Source organism: Nocardia sichangensis, assembly GCF_047200615.1.
GTDB lineage: Bacteria > Actinomycetota > Actinomycetes > Mycobacteriales > Mycobacteriaceae > Nocardia > Nocardia sichangensis.
On sequence record NZ_JBJZOK010000006.1, the window covers coordinates 313,348 to 326,636 of the forward strand.

Annotated in this window: 12 protein-coding genes; 10 read left to right on the top strand and 2 right to left on the bottom strand. The window is 69.1% G+C overall.

Annotation, left to right across the window (positions count from 1 at the left end):
* The first annotated feature begins 198 nt into the window (after positions 1-198).
* The 6 genes from ACL03I_RS11585 to ACL03I_RS11610 all read left to right on the top strand — a co-directional run bounded on the left by ACL03I_RS11585 (position 199) and on the right by ACL03I_RS11610 (position 8,161).
* The gene (locus ACL03I_RS11585; RefSeq protein ID WP_355077897.1) at positions 199-1,566 is read left to right on the top strand and encodes a flavin-containing monooxygenase; all 1,368 of its coding nucleotides are present in this window, start codon (positions 199-201) and stop codon (positions 1,564-1,566) included.
* Between the two features lie 7 nt (positions 1,567-1,573).
* A complete protein-coding gene (locus tag ACL03I_RS11590) occupies positions 1,574-2,731 on the top strand; it encodes a serine hydrolase domain-containing protein (RefSeq protein ID WP_356960876.1) in 1,158 nt (385 codons plus the stop codon).
* Positions 2,731-3,777, top strand: coding sequence for an NAD(P)-dependent alcohol dehydrogenase (locus tag ACL03I_RS11595; RefSeq protein ID WP_412805883.1), 1,047 nt, complete (start codon positions 2,731-2,733; stop codon positions 3,775-3,777). Before ACL03I_RS11590 ends, ACL03I_RS11595 begins: the two co-directional genes overlap by 1 nt.
* Positions 3,778-3,815: 38 nt before the next feature.
* Positions 3,816-5,465, top strand: a complete 1,650-nt coding sequence (gene casG, locus ACL03I_RS11600; protein ID WP_412805869.1) for a steroid-24-oyl-CoA synthetase — start codon at positions 3,816-3,818, stop codon at positions 5,463-5,465.
* 4 nt (positions 5,466-5,469) lie between these two features.
* Positions 5,470-7,221 carry an N-acyl-D-amino-acid deacylase family protein gene (locus ACL03I_RS11605; RefSeq protein WP_412805870.1) on the top strand — a complete coding sequence of 584 codons (1,752 nt, stop codon included), beginning with the start codon at positions 5,470-5,472 and terminating at the stop codon, positions 7,219-7,221.
* An 85-nt stretch (positions 7,222-7,306) separates the two neighbouring features.
* The gene (locus ACL03I_RS11610) at positions 7,307-8,161 is read left to right on the top strand and encodes an alpha/beta fold hydrolase (protein ID WP_355077901.1); all 855 of its coding nucleotides are present in this window, start codon (positions 7,307-7,309) and stop codon (positions 8,159-8,161) included.
* A 7-nt stretch (positions 8,162-8,168) separates the two neighbouring features.
* Here the strand turns inward: ACL03I_RS11610 and ACL03I_RS11615 are convergent, their stop codons facing one another.
* Complete coding sequence (locus tag ACL03I_RS11615) at positions 8,169-8,453, bottom strand: hypothetical protein (protein WP_355077902.1); 285 nt, start codon at positions 8,451-8,453, stop codon at positions 8,169-8,171.
* Between the two features lie 193 nt (positions 8,454-8,646).
* Between ACL03I_RS11615 and ACL03I_RS11620 the strand changes: the two genes are divergently transcribed.
* Positions 8,647-9,678 (top strand): DoxX family protein, encoded by a 1,032-nt coding sequence (locus ACL03I_RS11620; RefSeq protein ID WP_355077903.1) that lies wholly within the window; start codon positions 8,647-8,649, stop codon positions 9,676-9,678.
* A gap of 261 nt (positions 9,679-9,939) precedes the next feature.
* On the opposite strand, the gene ACL03I_RS11625 is transcribed toward ACL03I_RS11620, so the two are convergent.
* Entirely contained in the window at positions 9,940-10,770 is an 831-nt protein-coding gene (locus ACL03I_RS11625; RefSeq protein ID WP_355077904.1) for a mycofactocin-coupled SDR family oxidoreductase, read from the bottom strand.
* A 436-nt stretch (positions 10,771-11,206) separates the two neighbouring features.
* Here ACL03I_RS11625 and ACL03I_RS11630 point away from each other — a divergent pair, with 436 nt between their 5' ends.
* The 3 genes from ACL03I_RS11630 to ACL03I_RS11640 all read left to right on the top strand — a co-directional run bounded on the left by ACL03I_RS11630 (position 11,207) and on the right by ACL03I_RS11640 (position 13,262).
* Positions 11,207-11,434, top strand: a complete 228-nt coding sequence (locus ACL03I_RS11630) for a hypothetical protein (RefSeq protein ID WP_356960870.1) — start codon at positions 11,207-11,209, stop codon at positions 11,432-11,434.
* A gap of 102 nt (positions 11,435-11,536) precedes the next feature.
* On the top strand, positions 11,537-12,196 hold the full coding sequence (locus tag ACL03I_RS11635) for a class I SAM-dependent methyltransferase (protein ID WP_412805871.1): 660 nt from the start codon (positions 11,537-11,539) through the stop codon (positions 12,194-12,196).
* A gap of 199 nt (positions 12,197-12,395) precedes the next feature.
* Complete coding sequence (locus ACL03I_RS11640) at positions 12,396-13,262, top strand: AfsR/SARP family transcriptional regulator (RefSeq protein ID WP_355077907.1); 867 nt, start codon at positions 12,396-12,398, stop codon at positions 13,260-13,262.
* Positions 13,263-13,289 lie beyond the last annotated feature (27 nt).

The following is a 13,289-nucleotide window of genomic DNA, read 5'->3' on the forward strand; positions in this document are numbered from 1 at the left end:
TCGTATCCGTGAAAAGAGGGACTGACGTGCGGTTGACGCCGCCCGAGTCTACGCGGGAACGGGAGCGATGGACAGTGCGTCACTCACTAGACACTATGTCTACCGAGTGTTACTTTGTTGCCTACGTCACTCCGGCGCGTGAGCCGCACCGGACGGTTCGGCCGTCACCGACGACGGCCTCCAGCACGAGGACAGTGAATGACGTCAACCGCACTCCCCCGCGTCTGCGTGATCGGGGCGGGTCCCTCCGGGATCACCGCCGCCAAACGCCTGAACGATTACGGCATACCGTTCGACTGCTACGAAGCGTCCGACGAAGTCGGGGGCAACTGGTACTTCAAGAACCCCAACGGCATGTCGGCGTGCTACCAGAGCCTGCACATCGACACGTCCAAGTTCCGCCTGGCCTTCGAGGACTATCCGGCGCCCGACGAGTGGCCGGACTTTCCCCACCATTCGCAGCTGTTCCAGTACTTCCGCGACTACGTCGACCATTTCGGCATCCGCGACCGGATCGTGTTCGGCACCAGGGTGACCGCGGCCGAGCGCGGGACGGACGGCCGCTGGCTGATCAGCACGAGCGACGGGAGCACCAAGGACTACGACGCGCTCATCGTCTGCAACGGGCACCACTGGGATCCCCGCCTTCCGGACTACCCGGGCGAATTCGACGGCACGCTGCTGCACAGCCACGCCTACAACGACCCGTTCGACCCGGTCGACATGCGCGGCAAGCGCGTCGTGGTGGTCGGCATGGGCAACTCGGGCCTGGACATCGCCTCCGAGCTGTCGCAGCGGTTCATCGCGACGAAGCTCTACGTCTCCGCCCGGCGCGGAGTCTGGGTACTGCCGAAGTACGTCAACGGCAAGGTCGGCGACAAACGCTCGATGCCACGGTGGATGCCGCCGAAGCTGGGCCTGAAACTCAAGCAGCGTTTCGTCCGCAAATTCCGCGGCAACATGGAGGACTACGGCCTGCCCAAGCCCGACCACCTGCCCTTCGAGGCGCATCCATCGGCGAGCGAGGAGTTCCTGCACCGCGCGGGCTGCGGCGACGTCACGTTCAAGCCCGCGATCACCGCGCTGGAAGGTTCGCGGGTGCGCTTCGCCGACGGCAGCGCCGAGGAGGTGGACGTGATCGTCTGCGCCACCGGTTACCGCATCTCCTTCCCGTTCTTCTCCGATCCGGAACTGCTGCCCGACAGCGACAATCGCTTCCCGCTGTTCAAGCAGATGGTGAAGCCCGGCATCGACAACCTGTTCTTCCTCGGGCTGGCCCAGCCGCTGCCCACGCTGGTGAACTTCGCCGAGCAGCAGAGCAAGCTGGTCGCCGCCTATCTGACCGGCCGCTACCACCTGCCGCCCGCGGAGGAGATGCGGGCGGCCATGCGGTCCGCGGAGTCGGCCAGGTCGGGGCGCTACTACGACTCGCCCCGGCACACCATCCAGATCGAATTCGAACCGTACGTGCGGGACATGCGGCGGGAGCTGGCGCGCGGCGCGAAACGCGCCACCGCCGCGGGAAACGCGCTGCCGGTTCCCGGCCGCACGCCCGAACACGTGTGAGGCGGCGATGACCACTACCACGGGCACCGCCACCTCGGGATTCTGCGCCGAACGATTCGCACGGGTCCGCACGGAACTGGAGTCCCGGCTCGCCTCCGGCGACGAGCTGGGCGCATCGATCTGCGTCACCGTCGACGGCGAAACGGTCGTCGACCTCTGGGGCGGCTACCGCGACCGGGAACGCACGCAGCCGTGGACCGAGGACACCTTGGTCAACGTCTTCTCCATCACCAAGACCATGACCGCGCTGTGCGCCCTGCTGCTGGTCGAGCGCGGCGAACTGGACGTGCACGCGAAGGTGGCCAGGTACTGGCCGGAATTCGCGGCGAACGGCAAGGGCGACATCGAGATTCGTCATCTGCTCGCGCACACCTCCGGCGTCTCCGGGTGGCAGCCGCCGATCGAGCTCGCCGATATCTACGACGCGGAAGCCTCCGCCGCCCGTCTCGCGAGCCAGCCGCCGTGGTGGGAGCCCGGCACCGCCTCCGGCTACCACGCGCTGGCCTACGGCCACCTGATCGGCGCGGTGATCCGCCGCGTCACCGGTCGCTCGCTGGGCGAGTTCTTCGCCGATGAGCTCGCCGGGCCGCTGGGCGCGGACTTCCACATCGGCACCGCGCCCGAGCACCACGGGCGGATCGCGACCTTGATCCCGCCCGCCATGCCGGAATTCGACATGGCCGCGCTCGACCAGGAAAGCGTGCTGGTCAAGACGCTCACCAGCCCGCTGCTCGACATCGCCGAGACGGCGAGCGCCGGGTGGCGGCAAGCCGAGATCGGCGCGGTGAACGGCCACGGCAACGCCCGTTCGGTGGCGCGGGTGCAATCGCTGGTGTCCTGCGGCGGCGAACTGGCCGGACGGCGGCTGCTGTCGGAGCGGACGATCGAGCTGATCTTCCAGCAGCAGTCCGACGGCGTGGATCTTGCGCTTGCGGTGCCGCTGCGATTCGGCATCGGCTACGGTCTGCCGCAGCGGCAGACCGCCCCGGAGGTTCCCGACGGCCGGGTGTGCTGGTGGGCCGGGTACGGAGGCGCGATGGTGGTCAACGACCTCGAGCACCGCACCACCTTCGCCTACGCCATGAACCGGATGGCGCCGGGGCTGATCGGCTCCGACCGCGGCGATGCCTATCTGCGCGCGACATTCGCGGCGGTGCGCGGATGATGCGGGCACTGCAGCTCACCGAGCCCGGTGTGCTGGAACTGCGCGAGGTACCGATTCCGGAGATCGGTCCCACCGATCTGCTGCTGCGGGTGGGCGCGGCGGGCATCTGCCATTCGGATCTGCACGTGCTGCACATCCCCTTCCGGATGCGCGAGGAACCGTTGACCCTCGGCCACGAGATCGCGGGCACCATCGAAGCCGTCGGCGCCGGGGTCGGCGGCCGCCGGGCGGGCGAGCGCGGCATCGTGTATCTGTGCTGGTCGTGCGGGGTCTGCCGGGAGTGCGTCGGCGGCAACGAGAACGTCTGCCTCGCCGCGGGTCGCACCGCCATGCCGCCGTGCCCCGGACTCGGTCCGGACGGCGGGATGGCCGACTACATCCGGGTGCCCGCGAGTTCGTTCGTGCCGATCGGCGACCTCGACTTCGCCGAGGCCGCGCCGCTGGCCGACGCCGCGCTGTCGAGCTACCACGCCATCCGCGGCGCTCGTGATCGGCTGGGGCCGGGGTCGGTGGCGGTGGTCGTCGGGATCGGCGGGCTCGGCCACCTCGCGGTGCAGATCCTCGCCGCGACCACGGCGGCCGAGGTGCTGGCCGTGGACGTGAGCGCCGACAAGCTCGAACTCGCCGCGCGGTGCGGTGCGGCCGAAGGACTTCTCGCGGGCGACGACACGGCGAAGGAGATCCTCGACCGGACCGCAGGTCGCGGCGCGGACGCGGTGTTCGACTTCGTCGGCGTCGACGCCACCGCGCGGCTCGCGGTGGAATCGGTGGCGCCCGACGGGGCCTACCGCATGGTCGGCCTCGGCGGTGGCGCGCCGGAGATCACGGCGGCGCCCGCCACCGGCACGGGCTGGCCGTGGGGCGCCACGGTCCGGAAATCCTACGGCGGCACCAGATCCGACTTGATCGACGCCGTGGCGTTGGCCGCGGCGGGCAAGCTGCGCGCCGAAGTGGAGCGCTATCCGCTGGCCGACGGCCGCGCCGCCCTCGACCGGCTGGAGCGCGGGCTGATCACCGGCCGCGCCGTGCTGATCCCAGAGCCGTGACGAATCAACCCTTGCGCAGTGACGAGGAAGTATCCGATATGACAAAAGCCATCGACCCGCAGACGTTCGTGGCACAGGCCGCGAGCAGGCTCACCGGACCCGGCGGTCGATTCGAGATGGTGGTCGAGGACGTGCTCGGCGCGCCGCTGCCGGTGGTGCGCCATCGCAAGTCCTCGCTGCGGGAAGTGCTCGTCGCCGGGGCCGCGCACGGCGACCGGGACTATCTGGTCACCGCGGACCGCAGGATGTCGTTCACCGAGCACGCCGCCGCGGTCGCGGCACTGGCCACGGCCCTGCGCGACCGCTTCGGCGTCGGCAAGGGCGACCGCGTGGGCATTCTCGCCGCGAACACGCCCGAGTGGGTGCTCACCTTCTGGGCGGCCCAAGCGCTCGGCGCGATCGCGGTGGGTTACAACGCGTGGTGGGCGCCGCGCGAGATCGCCTACGGCGTCGAGCACACCAGCCCCTCCGTGCTCGTGGTCGACGCGAAGCGCGCGGCGCTGGTGGCGGAACTGGATATCCCGGTCCCGGTGCTCACCATGGAACACGACATACCCTCGCTGCTGGCCGAATACCGCACCGACGACCTGCCCGACACAGAGATCGACGAAGACGATCCCGCGGTGATCCTGTACACCAGCGGCACCAGCGGCCGACCCAAAGGGGCGGTGCACTCGCACCGAAACCTGGTGGCGGTCACCGACTATCACCTCTTCAACGACGCGCTGGCCGCCGCGCTCACCGAGGCGGACGAACTGCCGAGCGGGCGGCGCTTCCTGCTCACCTCGCCGCTGTTCCACATCGCCAGCCTGCACAACCTGGTGGTTCCCCGGCTGGTCAGCGGTGACGCGGCGGTGATCCACCAGGGCTCGTTCGACGCCGACCGGGTGCTGCGGCTGATCGAGGCGCAGCGGGTCACCAACTGGGGCGCCATGCCGACCATGGCGACCAGGATGCTCGAACTCGACCTGTCCGACTACGACCTGTCCTCGCTCGCTTCCTTCTCGCTGAACTCCGCGCCGTCCTCGGCCGCGTTGCAGGAGAAACTGCGCGATCAGCTGCCCGTCGCCCGCAACGCGCTGGTGACCAGTTACGGGCTCACCGAATGCAGCACCGCCGCGACGCTGGCGAGCCCGGCCGAGCTGGCGGCGTTCCCGGACACCGTCGGTCGTCCGGTCGTCGGGGTCGCGCTGGAGATCCGCGACAGCGCGGGCAACGTGGTCCCCGACGGCACCGAAGGCGAGATCTGCGTGCGCAGCCCTTACGTGATGCTGGGCTACTGGCAGAACGAGGCAGCGACCGCCGCGGCGATCACCGCCGACCGCTGGTTGCGCACGGGCGATATCGGGGTGCTGGAGGACGGCAGGCTGCGCTTGTCCGGGCGTCGTTCGGATCTCATCCTGCGCGGCGGGGAGAACGTCTATCCCACGGAGATCGAGCAGTGCCTCGAGGAGCATCCGGCGGTGCGCGAGTGCGCGGTGCTCGGGGTACCCGACGCCGACCTCGGACAGCAGGTCGCCGCCGTGGTCGTGGTCGAAAGCGTCACGGCGACAAGCGAAGAGGAGCTGCGCGCGTTCGCCGCCGAGCGGCTCGCCTACTACAAGGTGCCCGCCCGCTGGCGGCTCACCACCACCGCACTACCGCGCAACGCGACCGGCAAGGTCATACGCGCCGATCTCGAGGTGTAAAGCCATGTACGACACCATCATCGCGAACGGCCAGTGGTTCGACGGCACCGGCGCGCCCTCGGCGATCCGGCACCTCGGCATCCGCGACGGGCGCGTCGCGACCGTCTCGGCCGACCCGATCGAGGACCCCGACTGTCCGAACATCGTGGACGCCACCGGGAAATGGGTGATCCCGGGCATGCTCGACATCCACACCCACTACGACGTGGAGGTGCTCCAGCATCCCGCGCTGACCGAATCGCTGCGCCACGGCATCACCACGGTCCTGCTGGGCTCGTGCTCGCTGTCGACCGTCCACGTCGACGCCTCCGACGCGGGCGACCTGTTCGCACGGGTCGAGGCGATTCCGCGCAAGCACGTCCTCGCCGCGGTCGGCGAGCACAAGACCTGGCGCTCGGCGCACGAATACGCGGCCGCCCTGGAACAACTGCCGCTGGGCCCGAATGTGGCCGCGTTCATCGGGCATTCGGACATCCGCGCCGCGGAAATGGGTCTGGAGCGCGCGACCCGCAAGGACGTCCGGCCCGATGCCGCCGAACTGGCGGGGATGGCGGCGAAGCTGACCGAGGCGCTGGACGCCGGGTTCGTCGGCATGTCCTCCCAGCAGCTGCTGTTCGACAAACTCGACGGTGCGGTGTGCCGATCGCGCACCCTGCCGTCCACCTACGCGACCACCCGGGAACGGCGCAGGCTCAACGCCATCTTGCGCCGGCGCGGGCGGGCACTACAGGGCGGACCCGACGTGTCCCGCCCGCAGAGCCTGGTGACGATGGCGGCCGGTAGCCTCGGCCTGTTCCGCAAGCCGCTGAAGGTCAGCCTGCTCTCTGCCGCCGACCTCAAGGCCATTCCCGGCATCGCGTACCTTTTCCCGCTGATCGCGCGAGTGCTCAACGCGCTGGGCGGCGATTTCCGCTGGCAACACCTTCCGGTGCCGTTCGAGGTCTACGCCGACGGCATCGACCTGGTGGTGTTCGAGGAGTTCGGTTCCGGCGCCGAAGCGCTGCACCTCGCCGACCAAGTGGACAAGCGCCGGGAACTGTTGCGCGACCAGCAGTACCGGCGCCGCTTCCGCAAGGACTACGACAAGAAATTCGGTCCACGGGTGTGGCACCGTGATTTCTTCGATGCGCGGATCGTGGAATGCCCGGACGCGAGCGTGATCGGCAAGACCTTCGGCGAGGTGGGCGCGGAGCGCGGCGGCACGCACCCGGTGGACGCGTTCCTCGACCTCGTGGTGGAACACGGCGGCAAGGTCCGCTGGCGTACGACGATCTCCAACCACCGACCGGAAGTGCTCGATCGGCTCGCCGCCGACCCCGGCGTGCAATTGGGCTTCTCCGACGCGGGAGCGCATCTGCGCAACATGGCGTTCTACAACTTCGGGCTCCGCTTCCTGCGCCGGGTGCGCGACGCCGCGAACGCGGGCCGTCCGTTCCTGTCGATGGAACAGGCGGTGCACCGGCTCACCGGCGAACTCGCGGACTGGTACGGCCTGGACGCCGGACATCTGCGGGTGGGCGACCGAGCGGACGTCGTCGTGCTCGATCCGGCTCGCCTGGACGATTCGCTGGACGCCTACCACGAATCCCCCATCGCCCCCTTCGACAACCTGTCGCGCATGGTGAACCGCAACGACGAGGCGGTCACCGCGGTCTTGGTCGGCGGCGTGCCGGTGTTCGGCGGCGGCGCGCCCGCCGCGGAGCTCGGCGCCCGGCGGACCGGCCGTTTCCTGCGCGCGGCGACCGCCACCGGATAGTCCAACCGCCCGCTCGGTCCGGTTCGTCCACGTAAAATCGCTGCTACCCGGCGGTTCGCTCGCCGGTGGTTCGTAGGGAGTCAGCGTGGACGTATTCGAACATCGGGGCAGGTCCGTGGTCTTCGACCGCACGGGCAGCGGGTCTCCGGTCGTGTTCCTGCACAACGCGGGCACGCAACGCCGCATCTGGGACGACCAAGTCGCGGCACTGCGGGACTCGCATGAGGTCTTCGCGCTCGACCTGCCCGGCTACGGGCAGTCCGACCAGCCCGCGACCGGCTACCGCCTCACCGATTACGTCGACATGCTCACGGCGTTCCTCGACGCCCAACGCGTCACCGACGTGGTGCTGATCGGCAACTGTCTCGGCAGCGCCACCTCGCTGCGCTACGCCATGGGGCATCCCGACCGGGTGCGCGCGCTCGTCCTGATCAATCCGCTCACCTTGGACACTGTGAGTTCGGGACAGTCGGCGGGCTTGGCCTGGCTGGACGCGCGGCTGCCGCTGGGGCCGCTGGCCCGCCGGATCAGCCTGCCGGACCCGGTGGTCTCGCTGATCGTCGGCAATCAGCTCGGCCCCCGCGGCCGGCGTCTGCGCACCCAGCACGAGCCGCGCGTGCGGGCGCACTGGACCGATCGGGGCAGGCTGCGAGCTCTGCACGGCTTGGTGCAGGATTTCCCGTCCTACCGCGCGTTGGACACCTTCGAGCCGCCCGCCGGTTTCCCGCCGATCTGCACGATCTGGGGGCGGCGCAACCGCATCCTGTCGGCGAAGGCGGGCGGACGGCTGAACCGCAAGCTGCGCCCGCACACGGCGGTGGAACTACCGGACTGCGGTCATCTTCCGATGGTGGAGGCTCCGGAGCGGGTCGCTTCGATCATCACCGGCTTCCTGGCCGCGACCGACGTCCCGGCGCGCGAGCAGTCCGGCGGCCGCTGAGCCGCACTCAGAGCGGAGCCACGGTCGGGCACAGTTCGGCGAAACTGGCCGAGTGCACTCCGCATCCGGCGCATTCGAACACCATGCCCATGTCCAGCATCCAGTGGATGCGGGTATGGCAGGTCTCGCAGAGGAAATCCACACCCGCCGGATGGCAGCAGGACCGTTTACGGATGAACCATTCCGCGCGATGACGGCAGGGCACGGAATCGAAGCGGAACGTGCACTTCGGCGCGGCGGGCAACTCGGCGACGACGGCATCGAAAGCCGTTGTGGCCGTATGGGTGTTCACAGCGGATACCTTCCGGCGGAGCAGGGGCGGGAGAACGAGCGGTGCGGCGGCGCCTTCTACCCCCTGGATCGATCTCTCTCGATTAGCTGTTACCCGGATGAGTCCGCTTTCACACGGCGGCGGACCCGCTTGTTTGGTCACGAATCGCGCGGGAATCCGAATTGTGACGCCATCTAAGGGAAGGGGTTCTGTCATGTTGTTGCGCCGACTCGCCCGGCCGCTACTGGCCACCGTGTTCGTGGTCGACGGGGTCGATACGCTGCGGCACCCGGACGAGCGGGTGAAGTCCGCGAACGCACTGCTGGAACGGGGGCAACGGCAGCTGCCCGCAGAGGTCGCCGCGAAATTGCCATCGAATCCGTCGACCGTCGTGCAGGTCAACGCCTTCGCCCAGGTGGGCGGCGGCGTCCTGCTGGCCCTCGGCAAGGCGCCGCGACTGGCCGCTTTGGTGCTCGCCGCGACCGTCGTGCCCGCGGCCGTCACCGAGCAGGACTTCTGGAACGAACAGGATCCCGCCCGCAAGTCGGCGAAGCGCACCGCGTTCCTGAAGGATCTCGGGCTGCTCGGCGGACTGATGATCACCGCCGCCGACACCGAGGGCAAGCCTTCGCTGGGTTGGCGTGGCCGCAGGGCCGCGCGCGATGCCGCCGCCGCGGTGACCGCGGCGTTGCCGTTCGGCGCGGCCTCGGACACCGCCACCGGCGCGGCACTGCGCAAGCACGCGCACGAGGCCGCGGACAAGGCGCGGGCAGTGGGCGCGGTGGCCGCGAGCAAGGGGGCGGAACTCGCCGAATCGGCCCAGCGGCACCGGCCCGGGTGGGCGGAGTCGGCCAAAGAGCACAGCAGCGACTGGGCCGAGACCGCCAAGACGCACGGGCAGGAGTGGGCCGAGATCGCCAAAGAACACGGTGCCGACTGGGCGGAGATCGCCAAAGAACGCGGCGCGGACTGGGCGGAAATCGCGAAAGAGCGCGGCGCGGAATGGGCCGAGATCGCCAAGGAGCGCGGCGCCGAATGGGCGGAGGTCGCCAAGGAGCAGAGCGTTCACCTCGCGGATCTGGCGAAGCAGCGCGGCGCCGAATGGGCGGAGATCGCGAAAGAGCGCGGACCTGAGCTCGCCGACGCCGCCAAGGAACGCGGTGTGCACGCGGCACACCTGGCGCGCGAGCGTGGAGCCCAGACCGCGCACGCGGCCCGCGACGCGATCGAGTCACGTCGCCACTGACGCTTCACCACGGGCTCTCGGCCCGGAAAGGAAAGACGTGTCCGGCGAGCCGCACGAGGTGCGGCGCCCGAGTCCATGGCCGCCGGTCATGTCGGCACGGACACGTCGCGCACAAGGTGGTCGGCTGGGCCATGCTCGGCCTCATGAGCGTTCGGTAGCGGGTGTCGCGCGACACCCGCTACTTTCGCGGGTGGGCATCCGTTTCGCCGCGCACGCCTTCGAGCGACTCGCCGTTACGCGCCCGTTGTGACGGGACATGCGCTATGAGGTGCTCGCGCTCCCGCCGCAGGAGATGGTGACGGCTTCGCCGTTGAAGTGGCGGCCGTGCTCGGAGACCAGCAGCAGCATCGCCTCGGCCACCTCGGCGGGCTGGATCAGATCACCGTTGGGCGGCCCGGATTCGATGATCGCCATCCAGTCCTCCCTGGTGGGATTCTCCTTGTCCGGCATCATGAGCCGCCAGGTCGCCGGATTCTGGATCATGTCGGTGTCCACGCCGGAGGGCAGCAGCGCGTTCACCGTGATGCCGTACTCCGCCACTTCCAACGACAGTGACTTCACCAAGCCGAGCACGCCCCATTTGCTCGCGGCGTAGTGCGCCGCGTTGCGCACGCCCATCTTCGCCACGATGGAGGAGGTGGCCACCACGCGACCCCAGCGGCGCTCGATCATGTGCGGGACGACCGCGCGGAAGCTGTGGAACACGCCCGTCAGGTTGGTGTCGATCATGTCCCGCCACAACCGCTCGTCCATCTCGGCGACGGGCGAGTTGGACGCGATGCCCGCATTGGCGACGAGGATGTCGATGCGATCGAACTCCTCGAGCGCGCGCTCGGCGACCGTCCGCATCTGTTCCAGGCTGCGCACGTCGGCTCGGACGGCGACACAGCGGCGGCCGGTCCGCTCGACCAGCGCGGCGGTCTCGGCCAAATCGCCGGGGGTGCTCAGCTCGTAGGGCAGGCCGGGCACCGGTGCGGCGATATCGCACACCACGATGTCCGCGCCCGCGTTCGCCAGCGCCAAGGCGTGCGCGCGCCCCTGCCCGCGGGCGCCGCCGGTGATCACCGCCACCCGGTCGTCGAGGTTGCCCATGACTGGCCCTTCGTCGGTCGGTACCTGCTTCGGCCGCCCCCATCGTGTCATGGGCGAACGAGCTGATCTCCCGGTTTTCCGGGGGCCGCGTCGCCGAGGCGATATTTCCCAGAGTTGGGAACGGGCCGCACCCGCTGCCTGGCACGACGTGCGCTTCTGCGTGCCGCAGCACGTCCGCAACCTGCGTAGACGGGGTCGCTGCGCCGAATTGTCCAGGGAGAGTGGAACAATGGGCACGATCTCGGCGCCGGAGCGGGCACGGCCATGGCACGGACGCGCCGACCCGACTGCGGCACGGAGACCACATGCACCCATTTCGACCCGGTCCAGCGACCGACCGTCCGCGATGTACGCTGCGCCCCGGAACGATCTCGCCCGTGCCCACCGCGTCGTTCCAGGCACGAGCGTCGCATTGACATGGTTTCCTGGGGGCCCGATGACCGATTGTGAGTACCTTCCCGTGAATCTCGACCGACAGCTCGACGCCGAACCGACCGAGCACGACAACACCCTCGCCGACCGGCTCGCCAGCCCGCGGCTGCGCAGGCTGCTGCACACGGCCATCGGCCTGTCCGAGGACTCCGTCGACCTGCTGACGACCATGACCACGCGCCTGCGCGCGGCCGAGGGCATGATCCTGCGCGACCCGCTCGAGGACTACTGACCCACGGGCGGCCGGGGACTCCGGGCGGACAGCCGGCAGGGCGGGTTGCCGAACCGGCAACGATATTTGCCGTTCCAGTCGGCCCGATGGATGGTGGGACGCATGAGTGCGACACCCCATCACCACGCCGACCGGACGACGCCGACCACTGTCGAGTACTGGGAGGCCTTCTACCAGGAGCGCGACCAGATCTGGTCCGGACGGCCGAACTTCTTGTTGGTGCGTGAGCTCGAAGCCGTCCCCCCTGGCACCGCACTGGACCTGGGCTGCGCCGAGGGCGCCGACGCGATCTGGCTGGCCGGGCGCGGCTGGCGGGTCACGGCGGTCGACGTGTCGGAGACCGCGCTGGCCCGCGCCAGGACGAACGCGGCCCGCCAGGGAATCGACGGCGAAATAGATTGGCAGCGGCACGATCTGGACCACACCTTCCCCGCGGGAAGTTTCGACCTCGTCACGGCGCAGTATCTGCACTCACCGGCGGCGAAGGACGGCGAACGGACGCGCATCCTGAGCCGGGCGGCCGATGCGGTGGCTCCCGGCGGGCTGTTGCTGATCGTCGGTCACGCGCAATGGCCCTCCTGGGTACTGGAACCACCCGCCGACGTGCATTTCCCGACCACTGCCGAAGTACGGGCCGGTCTCGCGCTGGATCCGGCCGAATGGCACGTGGAAGTGGACGAGGAGGTCGAGCGCGAACACGCGAGCCCCGAGGGCAGCCCGGGCACGCGAAAAGACAACATCCTACGAATTCGCCGCAACTGACGGCGAGAGCAAATAACGGGCCAATCTCCTTGCAGCCGAGGAGAATTCGCGGAGCCTGCGCACGGAATTAACTCCGATATTACTCAGGATTCATGGTGCCGAGACGTATTTCTCGCTACTGTGGACGAAGCCTACAGTGCGGTGGGAATCGAGAATCTCACGTCGGTCGGGGGGAAATTCGCCCGTAGGAGAGTTCCCAGTGAAGTATCCCGTATGCGCACGCGTGCTAGGTCCGTTGACGCTTGCCCTGAACAATCACAATGCGACGCCGACCGCGCAGAAGCAGCGGCAGTTGCTGGCATTACTTTTGGTTCGGCACGACACCGTTGTCCCGGTGACGGCCCTGATCGAAGAACTGTGGAACGACGATCCGCCGCGCAGCGCGGTGACGGTCGTGCAAACATACGTGCTCGGCATTCGCAAGAAGATGGCGGAGCAACTCGGAGTCGGACAGGCGGAGGTGGCCGAACGCTATTTGCGCACGCGCAGCAAAGGCTATTCCTTCGACGTGCGGGACTGTGTGTTCGACCTGCGTGACTACCAGTCCATGTCCGACGCCGCCCGATGCGCCGCCAAGACCGGCGACGACGAGCGCGCGGTGGACCTGTTCAGCGCCGCGGAAGCGCTGTGGAGCGGTCCCGCGCTGGTGGACGTGGAGGGTGGCATCCCGCTCGCCGCCGAGATCTCGCATCTGGATCACCTGCGGCTGACCAACATCGAGTTGCGCGTGGAGGCGGAATTGCGACTGGGCAGGCATCGTGAGGTCTGTCCCGACCTGGCGCGGCTGACCATGCAGCATCCGCTGCACGAGCGGCTCCAGGCGTACTACATGTTCGCCCTGTGCCGGTCGGGCCAGCGCGCTCGCGCCCTGGCCTCCTACCAGCGGTTCAGCCGGTCCATGCAGGACGAACTGGGGCTCGACCCCTGCCAGAAGCTGCAGAAGTTGCACCGGGACATCCTGACCGCCTCCGACGACTCGGTGAGCGCGATGCTCAACAGCCGCCACGCCGGTTACCTGATCGGGTGGTACTCCCCCGAGCGCCGCGCCGCCGCCGAGACCGCCTGACGCCGACGCCCGGCCGCGATCGCCGCG

Coding starts and splice junctions, on each gene's coding strand:
- ACL03I_RS11625 (WP_355077904.1), bottom strand. CDS start 10,770: ATGGGCAACCTCGACGACCGGGTGGCGGTGATCACCGGCGGCGCCCGC.
- ACL03I_RS11585 (WP_355077897.1), top strand. CDS start 199: ATGACGTCAACCGCACTCCCCCGCGTCTGCGTGATCGGGGCGGGTCCC.
- casG (WP_412805869.1), top strand. CDS start 3,816: ATGACAAAAGCCATCGACCCGCAGACGTTCGTGGCACAGGCCGCGAGC.
- ACL03I_RS11635 (WP_412805871.1), top strand. CDS start 11,537: ATGAGTGCGACACCCCATCACCACGCCGACCGGACGACGCCGACCACT.
- ACL03I_RS11595 (WP_412805883.1), top strand. CDS start 2,731: ATGCGGGCACTGCAGCTCACCGAGCCCGGTGTGCTGGAACTGCGCGAG.
- ACL03I_RS11630 (WP_356960870.1), top strand. CDS start 11,207: ATGACCGATTGTGAGTACCTTCCCGTGAATCTCGACCGACAGCTCGAC.
- ACL03I_RS11605 (WP_412805870.1), top strand. CDS start 5,470: ATGTACGACACCATCATCGCGAACGGCCAGTGGTTCGACGGCACCGGC.
- ACL03I_RS11590 (WP_356960876.1), top strand. CDS start 1,574: ATGACCACTACCACGGGCACCGCCACCTCGGGATTCTGCGCCGAACGA.
- ACL03I_RS11620 (WP_355077903.1), top strand. CDS start 8,647: ATGTTGTTGCGCCGACTCGCCCGGCCGCTACTGGCCACCGTGTTCGTG.